Source organism: Achromobacter semiaridum (genome assembly GCF_053543755.1).
The window spans coordinates 46095-58407 of the sequence record NZ_JBLVOL010000025.1 but is presented as its reverse complement, the minus strand read 5'-3'; the positions used below and the strand labels follow the sequence as shown (position 1 = coordinate 58407).

Below are 12313 nucleotides of genomic sequence, written 5' to 3'. Positions count from 1 at the left end.
TGCCCGCGGCGTGCAGGGCCGGCGCGCCATCTTGCGCGTGCAGCGTGCCGCCAAGAAAGTTCATGCCGGGGTTACCGATGAAGTCCGCCACTTCCATGTTGGCCGGGCGGCGGTAGATGGTGTCGGGGTCGGCGAATTGCAGCAGGTTGCCGCCCGACATGACGGCGATGCGGTCGGCCAGCGTCATGGCTTCGACCTGATCGTGCGTGACGTAGATGAACGTGGCTTGCAGCGTGCGGTGCAGGCGCTTGAGCTCGACGCGCATGTCGGTGCGCAGCTTGGCGTCCAGGCTGGACAGCGGTTCGTCGAACAGGAACAGGTCGGGGTTGCGCACTACCGCGCGGCCGATCGCCACGCGCTGGCGCTGCCCGCCCGACAGCTGATAGGGCTTGCGGTCCAGCATGGACTGCACGCGCAGCAGGCTGGCGGCCTGGTCCACGCGCGCGCGCACCTCGGCCGACGGCATCTTCTGCATGCGCAGCGGAAAGCCGATGTTCTCGCGCACGGTCATGTGCGGATACAGCGCAATGCTCTGGAACACCATGGCCACGTTGCGGCGGTGCGGCGGCACCTGATCCACGCGTCGATCCGCGATGCGGATTTCGCCGCCGGTGGGCGTGTCCAGCCCCGCGATCATGTTCAGCGTGGTGGTCTTGCCGCAGCCGGACGGCCCCAGCAGCACCACGAATTCGCCGTCGCGAATGTCCAGGTCCAGCGAGCGCACGGCCTGGAAATGCGTGTACGCCTTTTGAATGCCTTGCAGGGTTACGCTGGCCATATCAGCTCCGCTTCAGGATCTTGGCGTACTTCTTGTAAAGCGCATCCCAGCGGGCGCGCAGCTCGGTCGCCACCTGGGCGGGCGTCTTCGACCCTTTGATCAGCAGGTCCTGCGCGATCATCTCATGCATGCCGGTATCCCATTCCTGATACCAGGGCGCCTTCAGGATGTGCGCGGCAACGGCCTTTTCGCGGCCTTGGAATAGCCACTGGTAGACCTGCTCGGCCTGCGGGGGGTACATCCATTTCATAATCGCGGCGCGGCTTTCCGGATCGCGATACAGCTCGGGAAACGGCACTTCCAGATTGGCCTTGGCGATCCAGTTCTTGTGCGTGGTGAGCTGGCCCGCCTTGTCGCGGTAGCCGAAGTACTTCACCAGTTCCCACAGCGCGGCCTGCTCGGCGTCGCTGCGCTTGCGGGTGGACATGCACGGCAGCGCGTGGCCCACCAGCACGGTGTCGTGCGTGGCGCCCGGCACGACCGGGTTGTAGCTGGAATACGCGGCAATCTGGCTCTTGGCCGGATCGTTGTAGTTAAAGCTGTAGTAGTCGATGTTCAGGTGAAACGCGTGCTGGCCCTTCATCCACGAGCTGGATGTTTCGGTGCCCGACCACGTCAGCACGGCGCGCTGCACCAGCTCGTCGTCCCACCAGCGTTTCCAGTCCGTCAGCACTTTCACGATCGGCGTGTCGGGGCCAAAGGTGGCGCGTAATTCGCCGTCCACGAAGCGCTCGCCTTCGGCAAAGCACTGCGCGATCAGCGCCCACGGCAGGCCGGTCCACGCGTTGTACCAGGGCATCAGGAGCGGGTGTTCGCACAGGCCTTTTTTCTTGATGTCGCGCGCCTGCTTTTCGACGGTGGCCCAATCCCGCGGGTAGTCGGCGGCGTTGGCGGTGCCTTGGAAACCGGCTTCGCCCAGCATCTTCTCGTTGCGGAACAACGCGAAGGGCCCGCCGTTGTAATACGTCAGGCCCAGGTAGCGGCCGTCGGTGGCACGGGCATCATCGACGATGCCGGGAAACATCTGCTTCTGGATGTCGGCCAGGCCGGGCATGTCGTCGATGGCGCGTATCCATCCCGCCGCGTACCAGCGCGACGCCTGGCCGCGCTGCGCATAGAACATGTCCAGCGGGGCCTTGGCTGCCAGCTGCGTTTCCAGCACGGCGGCGTAGTCGCCGGGGATGGGCGACAGGTTCACCGGCACTCCGCTTTCCTGGGTGAAGCGCGCAGCGCCCTGCTGCACGATTTCGCTGCCCCACGGCCAGAAGGCAAAGGTCAATGGCGATACGGGTTGCGCCAGGCCGGGCAGGGGCCAGCCGGTGGCGGCAAGCCCGGCCGCGCCGGCCAGACCGGCGGCGCCGCGCAAGAGGAAGTCGCGGCGGGCCGGGTCGGCGCTGCCATCAAGGGGAAAACGCTGGGGCATGCTGGACTTCCTTGTTGTGGGGACGACGACAAAGAGAGGGTGCAGCGACGACGGTGAAGAGGAGTTCCAGGCTAGATGTGACTACGTGGTCACATCGTGGTGATCAAGATATTGCTTTCGGCCTGGGCGCAGCAAGGGGGGAGTTTCCCTAGGGGGCCACGCAGCGGCGCTGCAAGGGCCTGGGTAGCGCGACGCCGCTGCGATCGAGGCGCCATGCAATGAAAAACGCCGCGCCGTGGCAAGCACGGAACGCGGCGTCTGGATGCCACTAGCCGAAGAAAAGCGGCGCGTTAGGTACCGGGTCCGTTTCCGCCGGCCAGCCGCGTCAGATCACGCCGCGAATGCCGGCGATACCGTGCGCGCCATGCCGCAATGCTTGGGACACGGTGCTGGTCGACTGGCCGCCCAACGCAAACACCGGGATGCCCGCATCCCGGTTGCCTTGTACAAAGCCTTCCCAACCCAGCGTGGCCGCGCCGGGGTGGCTGGGCGTATCCAGCACGGGCCCCAGCACTGCGAAGTCCGCGCCAAGTTCGCGCGCGTGCACCACCTGTGCGTTGTCGTGCGCCGACACGCCGACGAGCGCACCCGCCGGCAACTCCGGGCGCGCATGCAGGCGCGCGGCATCTGCCGTGCGCAGGTGCACGCCGTCCGCCTCTTTCCACCACGCCGCCGGGTGCGCGCTGTTGACCAGCAGCCGCGCGCCGGCCGCGCGGCAACGCTTCTTTACCTGATGCAGCACTTCATGCAGCGAGGCCGCGCCGGGGCCGTCGGGCCACTGCGGTTCACGGAACTGCACCAGCTTTACGCCGCGCGCCAAAGCGGCTTCCAACCGGCCCAGGAAGGCCGGCACGCCCGCGCGCGATTCGATGGAGCTGATGCCGTAGGTGGTGGGCAGTTGCAGCCAGCGCAGCGGCGGCAGCGTGGCGGGCAGCAAGTCGCCGACCGATGCCGCGTTGGCCGGGTCCACCCATTCCAGGCGCTGGTTTTCCAGCCCCCGCGGTTCGCCTTCCCAGGCGGTGACGTGGCAGAACGCCAAGCGCACCGTGGTGTGCGGATAGACGTGCACATACGTGACCCACGGGCGCGACTGCGTCACGCGGATGCCCAGTTCTTCCTGCAATTCGCGGGCCAGCGCTTGCAGCACGGTTTCGCCGGGCTCCAGCTTGCCGCCCGGCAGCTCCCACCAGCCCGACCAGGGCTTGCCCTCGGGCCGCTGGCCCAAAAGCAGCATGCCGTCGGGACGCAGGATCAGGCCCGCCGCAACGTCAACGATCTTTTCAGACATGGCGGGCCGCCCAATCGCGCGCGAACTGATAGGCCACGCGCCCCGAGCGCGACCCACGTTCGATCGTCCATTGCAGCGCCTCGGTGCGCGAGGGCTCGATGTGCGCCTCCGGGCAGCCCAGCTCGCGCAGCCAGTGGTAGACGATGTCCAGGTAGTCGTCCTGCTTGAACGGATAGAACGACAGCCACAGGCCGAAGCGTTCCGACAGTGAGATCTTTTCCTCGACGGTTTCGCCGGGGTGGATTTCACCATCGGGCTGATGCTTGGCCTGAAGGTTCTCGCTCATGTATTCCGGCATGAGGTGACGCCGGTTGGACGTGGCGTAGATCAGCACGTTGTCGCCCGAAGCCGACACCGAGCCGTCCAGCACCGACTTCAACGCCTTGTAGCCGGGCTCGCCTTCTTCAAACGACAGGTCGTCGCAGAACACGATGAAGCGTTCGGGGCGCGACGCGACCAGTTCGACGATGTCGGCCAGGTCGCCCAGGTCGGACTTGTCCACTTCGATCAGGCGCAGGCCCTGGTCGCCATAGGCCGCCAGCATCGCCTTGACCAGCGAGCTCTTGCCGGTGCCGCGCGCGCCGGTCATCAGCACGTTGTTGGCCGGCTTGTTGGCCAGGAACTGCTGCGTGTTGCGGTCGATGGTGGCCTTCTGGCGCTCGATGTGCTGAAGGTCCTGCATGTCGATGCGCGCCACGTGGCGCACGGCGTCCAGCCAACCGCGCGAGCCGCGCTTGCGCCAACGGAACGCGTGCGCGCTCCAGTCGATCTCGGGGGTGGCCGGCGGCAGAAAGGCCTCAAGCTGCGCCAGCACGCGCTCGGCGCGCTGGATCAGGGTGGTGAACTCGCTAGCGCTCATGGCCGATCACGAACGGTAGTCGGCGTTGATGGACACGTATTCGTGCGAGAAGTCGCAGGTGTAGACGGTGTCAGACACCTGGCCGCGGCCCAGCGCGATGCGCACCAGGATTTCGGCCTGCTTCATCACGCGCTGGCCATCGGCTTCCTGGTAGTCGGGGTTGCGGCCGCCGTTCTTGGCCACCAGCACATCGTCCAGCCACAGGCGGATGTTGGACACGTCCAGGTCGTCGATACCGGCATAGCCCACGGCCGCCAGGATGCGGCCCAGGTTGGGGTCCGACGCGAAGAACGCGGTCTTGACCAGCGGCGAATGCGCCACGGCGTAGGCCACCTTCAGCGCTTCTTCGGTGGTGCCGGCTTCTTCGACGCGGATGGTCATGAATTTGGTGGCGCCTTCGGCGTCGCGCACGATCTTGGTGGCCAGTTCCAGCGCGGCGGCGGTCAGCGCGTCGCGCACGGCGGCGTAGGCGGCGTCCGATTCGCTGTTGACGTTCACGCCCGACTTGCCGGTGGCGGCGATGATGAAGGAATCGTTGGTGGACGTGTCGCCGTCAACCGTGATGCGGTTGAACGACGCGTCGGCGATTTCACCGGCCAGCTTGCGCAGCAGCGGCTGGGCGATGCCGGCATCGGTGGCCAGGAAGCTGAGCATGGTCGCCATGTTGGGGCGGATCATGCCGGCGCCCTTGCTGATGCCGGTGAAGGTGACGGTCTTGCCGTCGATCCGCACCTGGGCCGACGAGATCTTGGGCAGCGTGTCGGTCGTCATGATGCCGTGCGCGGCGCTGGACCAGTGGTCGGCGCCCAGGTTGGCGATGGCGCCCGGCAGGCCGGCGACCAGGCGGTCCAGCGGCAGCGGCTCCAGAATGACGCCGGTGGAGAACGGCAGGACTTCAGAGGCGGGCACGCCCAGCAGCTTGCCCAGCGCTTCGCAGGTGTCCTGCGCTTTCTTCAAGCCTTCCTCGCCCGTGCCGGCGTTGGCGTTGCCGGTGTTGATGACGAGCGCGCTGATGGGGCCGCCGGCGGCCAGGTGGGCTTGGCAGACCTGCACCGGGGCGGCGCAGAAGCGGTTGCGCGTGAACACGCCCGCCACGCTGGTGCCTTCGGCCAGGCGGAACACGGTCAGGTCACGTCGGTTGGCTTTGCGGATGCCGGCCTCGGTGACGCCGATTTCAACACCGGCTACAGGAAAAATTTCGGACTCGGAGGGGATCTGCAAATTAACGGCCATGACTTCGTCTCTTGAGTAGGCAGGACAAAATCGCCGCCGGTCAGGCGGCGCGCGGGGGAAAGCTTCGTATTATCCCACCGGTTTGCGGCAGGGGTTTGTCAGGCGGCGGTCAGGGGGCACGGGCGGTCACGAGGCACGGGCGGTCAGGGGGCCATCCGCATGGCCGCCACGTCCAGCACGCCGGCCTGGCGGTTGGTCAGCACGCTGCGCACCGTGCCGTCCGGCGCTTGCAGCACCGAGTTGCCGGCGTCGACATCTTCACCCCCGTTGCGGCGCGCCGAGCGCCCGCGCGACGGCGAAAACAACAGGTCGCCTGCTTGCGCACCGGGCAGGCGCGGGTTGGCGGCCAGCACGCGGGTGCCGGGCGGGTAGGTCATGGCGCCCAGCGTGGTCTCGCGGGCCAGCAGGCCTTCAAAATCCAGCAGGCGGCGCTGGCTGTCCAGCCGCATGTCTACCTTCAGCAAGGGCAGCTGGCGCAACGCCACCGCGTCGCTGCCCTCGGTACGCAGCAACCAGCGCGGCGTGCTTGCACCCGCGTCGGGCGCCGTGCCGCGCGCGGCCTCGTCCACTTTCAGCCAGGCGCCCGGGGGCACCGGCTGCTGGTCCAGCGTATTGCCCACCGCCAGATGGCAGCTGGCAAAGCGCGGCTGGCCGCCTTGCAACACGAATTCCAGCCGATGTCCGTGCGCGCACAGCCAGCCTTCCTGCGCCTGGTCGCGCGCAATTTCCACGGACAGGGTCTCGGGTTGCTTGGGCGTGGCGGCGTAGCGGAACAGGCGGGTGGCGGACACCCCCAGGATGGCGGCGGGTTGCGCGTCGGGGAAGACGGCGCGGTCGAACGAGGCCAGTTCGCCCGGCCGGGTCAGGCTGAGCACGGTGCCGGCGGGCATGTCCACGCCGGACAAGCGCGTGGCGTGGGCCAGCGTTGTCTTGCGGCCGGCGTCGGCCTCGGCGTCGCGGTGCGCGGCAAACCACAGGCTGAACTGCTGATAAGGAAAGATGGCGCCGACCAGCGCAAGTATGGTCATCAAGGTCGTGCCGAAGCGGCGGTGGTCGCCCAGCCACAGGCGCGCGCTGGGCGTGGTCGCCAGCACGGCCAGCCAGGTCAGCAAGGTCGCCAGGCAGGCCAGCGACGCCGCCATCAGCACGTAGAAATTACCGCCAGGAAGGGAAACCGGAATCATGGCGGCAATTATGCGCCAAACCGAGGGCGGTTTTCAGCGCCGGCGGCAGGCAAGGCGTGGGCTTATGGCTTGGCGGATTCCGAGCGGGTGGCCACCACTTGCAGCTTCAGTTCACCCAGCGCCTGGAACAGCGCGTTGCGGGTGGATTCGGGCAGGTCGCCAAACATGGACTTGACCCAGGTTTCATGGGCGCGCGCCATCCGGGCAAAGCTCTTCTTGCCCTGGGGCGTGAGCTTGATGAGCGAGCTGCGGCGGTCGGACTCGACCTTGGTGCGCACCACCAGCCCTTCTTTTTCAAGCTGGTCGGTAATGCCGGTGATATTGCCGTTGGTGACCATCATGTGCCGCGAGAGCTCGCCCATCTTCATGCCCTTGGGCGCGCGTTGCAATTGCGCCATCAGGTCAAAGCGGGGCAGGGTGGTGTCGAACTCGTTACGCAGGCGGCTGCGGATCTCGCTTTCGATGAGATTGGCGCAGGTCAGCATGCGCAACCAGAGGCGCAACGCATGGTGGTCGTCGGGCGCGGCGCGGGATTCGAGATCAGGGGCGTCAGTCATCGGCGTTTTCTTGAGGTTCGGCAAGATGTCGGGTACTGTCGCGCGTGCGCCGTACCCAGCGTGTCGTCGAAGTGGTCATCGTTGATGGGGGGCTGGTAAACCCGCGGTAGAAACCCCGCTGGTAAAAACCCTAGTCTTGTTTTGAAGAATACTTTAAACCTAAACTATGAACCGCGCCAGCTTTCCCTATGCCGCGCGCAGAAGTCATTCGAATCGCACCCTCAATAAGAACACCCTCTGCGCGGGCTCGCGCACGGAGCACACCACCATGCGTTTGATCACTTCCCTTATCGCCGCCGCCGCGCTGGTTCCGGCCGTGGCCATGGCCGACGCCGTCAAGGTCGGCATCGCCAACGATATCTCCGGCCCGTTCTCGGCGCTGGGCGCCGAAGCGCGCGACGGCTTCAACCTGGCCATCAAGCAATTGGGCAGCAAGCTGGGCGGACAGCCCGCCGAATTCGTGCAGACCGACATGGGCGGCAACCCCGACCAGGCGCGCCAATTGGTCACGCGATATATCCAGCGCGAAAAAATCGATTTCTTCACCGGCCCGATCGGCTCTAACGTGGCGCTGGCCGTCGGACCCGCCTTGTTCGCCGCCAAAGTGCCGTACCTGTCCAACAATCCGGGCCCCAGCCAGTTCGCCGGCGCCCAGTGCAACAACTACTGGTTCGGCACGTCGTACCAGAACGACGCCTTCCACGAAGCCGCCGGCAAGGTCGCCGCCGACCGTGGCTTCAAGAAAATGTTCATCATGGCCCCGGACTATCCGGCCGGCAAGGACGCGTTGACGGGCTTCAAGCGCGGCTACAAGACCGCCCCGGGCGACGAGGTCTACACCAAGCTGGGCCAGATCGACTACGCCGCCGAGATCGCGCAGATTCGCGCCGCCAAGCCGGACGCCGTCTACATCTTCCTGCCGGGCGGCATGGGCATCAACTTCGTCAAGCAGTTCGTGTCGGCCGGGCTGTCGCAAAGCGTCAAGCTGATCGGCCCGGGCTTCTCGGCTGACGAAGACGTGATCCAGGCCGTGGGCGAACCCATGCTGGGCATGTACAACACCGCGCAATGGGCGCATGACCTGGACGTGCCGCAGAACAAAGTGTTCGTGGACGCCTTCCGCAAGGAATACAACGGCCGCTATCCGTCGGTTTACGCCGCCCAGGCGTACGACGTGATCATGGCCATGGACGCCGCCGTCAAGCAGGCGGGCGGCAAGGCCTCGGATCGCGCGGCCGTCATCGCCGCCCTGGAAAAGGCCGACTACCCATCGGTGCGCGGCAGCTTCACCTACGGCAAGAACCACTATCCGATCCAGGCCTATTACCTGCGCGTCGTCGACAAGGACGGCAGCGGCCGCATCACCAACAAGCTGGTCGGCAAGGTGTTCGACAAGTACCAGGACGTCTACGTCGGCGAGTGCAAGCTCTGAGGTAAGACGCCCAAGCGCGCGTCAGCCGTGGTTTCCGGCCCTGCCGGATGCGGCCGGCGCGCGCCGCCGTCCCATGTAGGTTTGAATCGCACGCGCACCGCCATCAAGGCGCGCGGCAGGGGGAAGTGTTCATGACGTTTACGCTGATCGTCGAGCAATTGCTGAACGGTCTGCAGTTTGGGTTGATGTTGTTTTTGATCGCGGCCGGGCTGACCCTGGTTTTCGGCATCATGGACATCATGAATCTGGCTCACGGCTCGCTCTACATGGCCGGCGCCTATGTCGCCGCCGAAACCATGCAGCGCACAGGTTCATTCACCGCCGCCGTCCTGGTGGCGGCCGTCGCCACCGGCCTGGTCGGCGTGGTGCTGGAACTGACGCTTATCCGCCGCCTTGCGCTGCGCGACCATCTGGCACAGGTGCTGGGCACCTACGCCGTCATCCTTATCGCCAATGACCTGGTCAAGATGATCTGGGGCCCGGCGCCCGTCATGCTGAACATGCCGGCTGTGTTGTCAGGTCCGGTGCGCCTGCTGCCCGACTTGCTGTACCCGGCCTATCGGCTGATGATCATCGTGTTCGGCGTGGCCGCCGCCGCGGGGCTGTACTGGTTCGTGACGCGAACCCGCGCCGGCGTGCTGGTGCGGGCCGGCGCGTCCAACCGCCAGATGGCCACGCTGATGGGCGTGCGCGTGCCCTTGCTGTTCCTGGGCGTGTTCGTGCTGGGCGCCATGCTGGCCGCCGTGGCCGGCGCGTTGCTGGGGCCGATCACGTCGGTGCAGGTCGGCATGGGTGAAGAAATCCTGATCCTGGTGCTGGTGTGCATCGTCATCGGCGGCATCGGGTCCATTCGTGGCGCCTTTGTGGGTGCCTTGCTGGTGGGCATGGTGGACACGGCGGGGCGGGCCTTCCTGCCCATGCTGCTGCGCCAGGTCTTTTCGCCCGCTGTCGCTTCCAGCGTCGGTCCGACGCTGGCCGCCATCGCCATCTACGTATTGATGGCGGCCGTGCTGGTGTTCCGGCCCTCGGGCCTCTTTCCGGCGCGGGGTTGATGATGAAAAGCACACTCTGGACCGTGGTCCTGCTGCTGGCGCTGGCGGCATTTCCGCTGGTGGCGCCCGCGTTGGGGCTGGATTTCTACATTTCGTTCGTGCGCCGCGTGCTGATCTACGCACTGGCCGCGACCAGCCTGAACCTGATCCTGGGTTATGGCGGCATGGTGGCGCTGGGCCACGCGGCGTTCTTCGGCGCGGGCGCCTACGCCGTGGGCATCCTGGCGATGTCGGGCATCACGTCGGCGTTTATCGTCTGGCCGGTGGCGATGCTGCTGGCGGCCGTGCTGGCGGCGATCACGGGGGCGATTTCGCTGCGCACGCGCGGCGTCTACTTCATCATGATCACGCTGGCGTTCGCGCAGATGCTGTTCTACATCTTCATTTCGCTACGCCAGTACGGCGGGGAAGACGGGCTGAACCTGCCCGGCTATTCCACCTTGCCGGGCATCGACCTGGCCAATGACGTCAGCTTCTATTACCTGGTGCTGGTGCTGTTTGCGCTGTTGATGTGGGTGTTCAGCCGCGTGGTGTCGTCGCGCTTCGGCACGGCCTTGCAGGGCATCCGCGAGAACGAATCGCGCATGGAATCCATGGGCTATCCCGTCTACCGCATCAAGCTGGTGGCGTTCACGCTCAGCGGCGCGGCGGCTGGCCTGGCCGGGGCGTTGCTGGCCAATCACAATCTGTTCATTTCCCCCAGCCTGATGCATTGGACGCAGTCGGCCAACCTGCTGATCATGGTGCTGGTGGGCGGTATCGGGCTGCGCTGGGGCGGTGTGGCCGGCGCGGTGGTGATGCTGACGCTGGAAGAGGTGCTGCGCTTGTGGACGGAATACTGGCATCTGCCGCTGGGCGTGTTGCTGCTGTGCGTGGTGTTTGGCGCGCCGCGCGGCCTGGTGGGCCTGTTTGGCCCGATGTTCGGCGGCCGCCCCGCCGCCCAATCCGGCAAGGTGGGATCATGAGCCTGTCATCCATTGCACAAGCCGCCCCGGCGAATACGCCCGCCTTGCAGGCCACCGGCCTGGTGCGCCGCTTTGGTGCGCTGGTGGCCACCGACAACGTGTCGCTGTCCCTGAACCCGGGCGAAATCCACGCCTTGATCGGCCCCAACGGCGCGGGCAAATCCACGTTGATCCATCTGCTGTCCGGCACCTTGGCCGCCGACTCCGGCACGCTGACCGTCGGCGGGCGGGACGTGACCGGCCTGAACGCCCACCAGCGCGTGGCGGCCGGCTTGTCGCGGTCGTACCAGATCACCAATATCTTCAAGCAGTCCAACGTGCTGGACAACCTGGTGCTGGCGGTGCAGGCGCACGCGGGCAGCAGCTTCCGTTTCTGGAAGCCGCGCGCCGCCGAAGCCGCTCTGTACGAACAGGCGCGCGAGCTGGCGCGTGAATGCGCCATCGACGCCAGCCTGCTGGACCGCCCGGCCGGCACCTTGCCGCACGGTGAGCAGCGCAAGGTGGAATTTGCGTTGGCGCTGGCCGCGCGTCCCAGCGTGCTGCTGCTGGACGAGCCCATGGCCGGCATGGGGCCGGACGAAACCGTCCGCCTGACCGAACTGATCGAAAGCCTGCGCGGCCGCGCCGCCATGCTGCTGGTCGAACACGACATGCAGGCGGTGTTCCGCCTGGCCGACCGTTTGTCGGTGCTGGTGTATGGCCGCGTCATCGCCACCGGCACCCCTGACGACATCCGCGCCAATCCCGAAGTGCGCCAAGCCTACCTGGGCGACGAGGAGACCGCATGATGCTGACCATTGAATCGGCCAAGAGCGGCTACGGCGCCAGCCAGGTGCTGTTCGGCGTGGACCTGCAAATTGGCGCGGGGCAGGTGGTGACGCTGCTGGGCCGCAACGGCATGGGCAAGACCACGCTGCTGCGCACCCTGTTCGGCCAGTTGCCATTGCGTGGCGGCAAGATCCACTTCGCGGGCCAGGACATCAGCGGCTGGAGCACGGACCGCATCGCGCGTGCCGGCGTGGCCATCGTGCCGGAAGGTCGCCAGTGCTTTCCGAACCTGAGCGTGCGCGAACACCTGACGGCGTTCGTGGCGGCCCGCAATCCCGACATTACCGACCCCTGGACGCCCGACCGCGTCTTCGACCTGTTCCCGCGCCTGCGCGAACGCGCCCGCAACATGGGCAACCAGCTGTCGGGCGGCGAACAGCAGATGCTGGCCATCGGCCGGGCGCTGGTCACCAATCCGCGCCTGCTGATCCTGGACGAGGCCACCGAAGGCCTGGCGCCCAAGATCCGCGAGGAAATCTGGCACTGCCTGGCGCGTTTGCGCGAAGCGGGGCAGACCATCCTGGTCATCGATAAATATGTCGAAAGGTTGCTCAGCCTGGCGGATCAGCACGTCATCCTGGAACGCGGCAAAGTTGTGTGGACGGGTGACTCGCCCGCGCTGGACGCCGACCGTGGCCTATGGGAACGCTATCTGGGCGTGTAGTAATAAAGCCGCACCTTGGCGGGTGAGCGTGAACAAAATAAGAAAAAAGT

At 66.3% G+C, this 12313-nt stretch carries 12 protein-coding genes; 5 read left to right on the top strand and 7 right to left on the bottom strand.

Annotation, left to right across the window (positions count from 1 at the left end; genetic code table 11):
- The 7 genes from ACNPP0_RS08410 to ACNPP0_RS08380 form a co-directional block, all read right to left on the bottom strand.
- The coding region (locus ACNPP0_RS08410; RefSeq protein ID WP_448705604.1) for an ABC transporter ATP-binding protein at positions 1-778 on the bottom strand (778 nt) is incomplete at its 3' end.
- 1 nt (position 779) lies between these two features.
- Complete coding sequence (locus ACNPP0_RS08405) at positions 780-2201, bottom strand: ABC transporter substrate-binding protein (protein WP_448705603.1); 1422 nt, start codon at positions 2199-2201, stop codon at positions 780-782.
- A gap of 325 nt (positions 2202-2526) precedes the next feature.
- Positions 2527-3489, bottom strand: coding sequence for a Nudix family hydrolase (locus ACNPP0_RS08400; RefSeq protein WP_448705602.1), 963 nt, complete (start codon positions 3487-3489; stop codon positions 2527-2529).
- Positions 3482-4348 carry an ATP-binding protein gene (locus tag ACNPP0_RS08395; RefSeq protein ID WP_332612320.1) on the bottom strand — a complete coding sequence of 289 codons (867 nt, stop codon included), beginning with the start codon at positions 4346-4348 and terminating at the stop codon, positions 3482-3484. The genes ACNPP0_RS08400 and ACNPP0_RS08395 overlap by 8 nt, the downstream gene beginning before the upstream one ends.
- A 6-nt stretch (positions 4349-4354) precedes the next feature.
- Positions 4355-5581 carry a bifunctional glutamate N-acetyltransferase/amino-acid acetyltransferase ArgJ gene (argJ, locus tag ACNPP0_RS08390; RefSeq protein WP_332612318.1) on the bottom strand — a complete coding sequence of 409 codons (1227 nt, stop codon included), beginning with the start codon at positions 5579-5581 and terminating at the stop codon, positions 4355-4357.
- 143 nt (positions 5582-5724) lie between these two features.
- Positions 5725-6765, bottom strand: coding sequence for a hypothetical protein (locus ACNPP0_RS08385; RefSeq protein WP_448705601.1), 1041 nt, complete (start codon positions 6763-6765; stop codon positions 5725-5727).
- Between the two features lie 62 nt (positions 6766-6827).
- On the bottom strand, positions 6828-7322 hold the full coding sequence (locus tag ACNPP0_RS08380; RefSeq protein WP_314365364.1) for a MarR family winged helix-turn-helix transcriptional regulator: 495 nt from the start codon (positions 7320-7322) through the stop codon (positions 6828-6830).
- Between the two features lie 268 nt (positions 7323-7590).
- On the opposite strand from ACNPP0_RS08380, the gene ACNPP0_RS08375 reads away from it, so the two are divergent.
- From ACNPP0_RS08375 to ACNPP0_RS08355, 5 genes are all read left to right on the top strand, one after another.
- On the top strand, positions 7591-8754 hold the full coding sequence (locus ACNPP0_RS08375) for an ABC transporter substrate-binding protein (protein ID WP_046807391.1): 1164 nt from the start codon (positions 7591-7593) through the stop codon (positions 8752-8754).
- Between the two features lie 131 nt (positions 8755-8885).
- Positions 8886-9806 carry a branched-chain amino acid ABC transporter permease gene (locus ACNPP0_RS08370; RefSeq protein ID WP_046807392.1) on the top strand — a complete coding sequence of 307 codons (921 nt, stop codon included), beginning with the start codon at positions 8886-8888 and terminating at the stop codon, positions 9804-9806.
- Positions 9806-10771, top strand: coding sequence for a branched-chain amino acid ABC transporter permease (locus tag ACNPP0_RS08365; RefSeq protein WP_448705600.1), 966 nt, complete (start codon positions 9806-9808; stop codon positions 10769-10771). The genes ACNPP0_RS08370 and ACNPP0_RS08365 overlap by 1 nt, the downstream gene beginning before the upstream one ends.
- A complete protein-coding gene (locus ACNPP0_RS08360) occupies positions 10768-11559 on the top strand; it encodes an ABC transporter ATP-binding protein (protein ID WP_332612309.1) in 792 nt (263 codons plus the stop codon). Before ACNPP0_RS08365 ends, ACNPP0_RS08360 begins: the two co-directional genes overlap by 4 nt.
- The gene (locus ACNPP0_RS08355; protein ID WP_332612603.1) at positions 11559-12263 is read left to right on the top strand and encodes an ABC transporter ATP-binding protein; all 705 of its coding nucleotides are present in this window, start codon (positions 11559-11561) and stop codon (positions 12261-12263) included. Before ACNPP0_RS08360 ends, ACNPP0_RS08355 begins: the two co-directional genes overlap by 1 nt.
- The last annotated feature ends 50 nt before the right edge of the window (positions 12264-12313 follow it).

Coding starts and splice junctions, on each gene's coding strand:
- ACNPP0_RS08360 (WP_332612309.1), top strand. CDS start 10,768: ATGAGCCTGTCATCCATTGCACAAGCCGCCCCGGCGAATACGCCCGCC.
- ACNPP0_RS08400 (WP_448705602.1), bottom strand. CDS start 3,489: ATGTCTGAAAAGATCGTTGACGTTGCGGCGGGCCTGATCCTGCGTCCC.
- ACNPP0_RS08395 (WP_332612320.1), bottom strand. CDS start 4,348: ATGAGCGCTAGCGAGTTCACCACCCTGATCCAGCGCGCCGAGCGCGTG.
- ACNPP0_RS08355 (WP_332612603.1), top strand. CDS start 11,559: ATGCTGACCATTGAATCGGCCAAGAGCGGCTACGGCGCCAGCCAGGTG.
- argJ (WP_332612318.1), bottom strand. CDS start 5,581: ATGGCCGTTAATTTGCAGATCCCCTCCGAGTCCGAAATTTTTCCTGTA.
- ACNPP0_RS08405 (WP_448705603.1), bottom strand. CDS start 2,201: ATGCCCCAGCGTTTTCCCCTTGATGGCAGCGCCGACCCGGCCCGCCGC.
- ACNPP0_RS08385 (WP_448705601.1), bottom strand. CDS start 6,765: ATGATTCCGGTTTCCCTTCCTGGCGGTAATTTCTACGTGCTGATGGCG.
- ACNPP0_RS08370 (WP_046807392.1), top strand. CDS start 8,886: ATGACGTTTACGCTGATCGTCGAGCAATTGCTGAACGGTCTGCAGTTT.
- ACNPP0_RS08380 (WP_314365364.1), bottom strand. CDS start 7,322: ATGACTGACGCCCCTGATCTCGAATCCCGCGCCGCGCCCGACGACCAC.
- ACNPP0_RS08365 (WP_448705600.1), top strand. CDS start 9,806: ATGATGAAAAGCACACTCTGGACCGTGGTCCTGCTGCTGGCGCTGGCG.
- ACNPP0_RS08375 (WP_046807391.1), top strand. CDS start 7,591: ATGCGTTTGATCACTTCCCTTATCGCCGCCGCCGCGCTGGTTCCGGCC.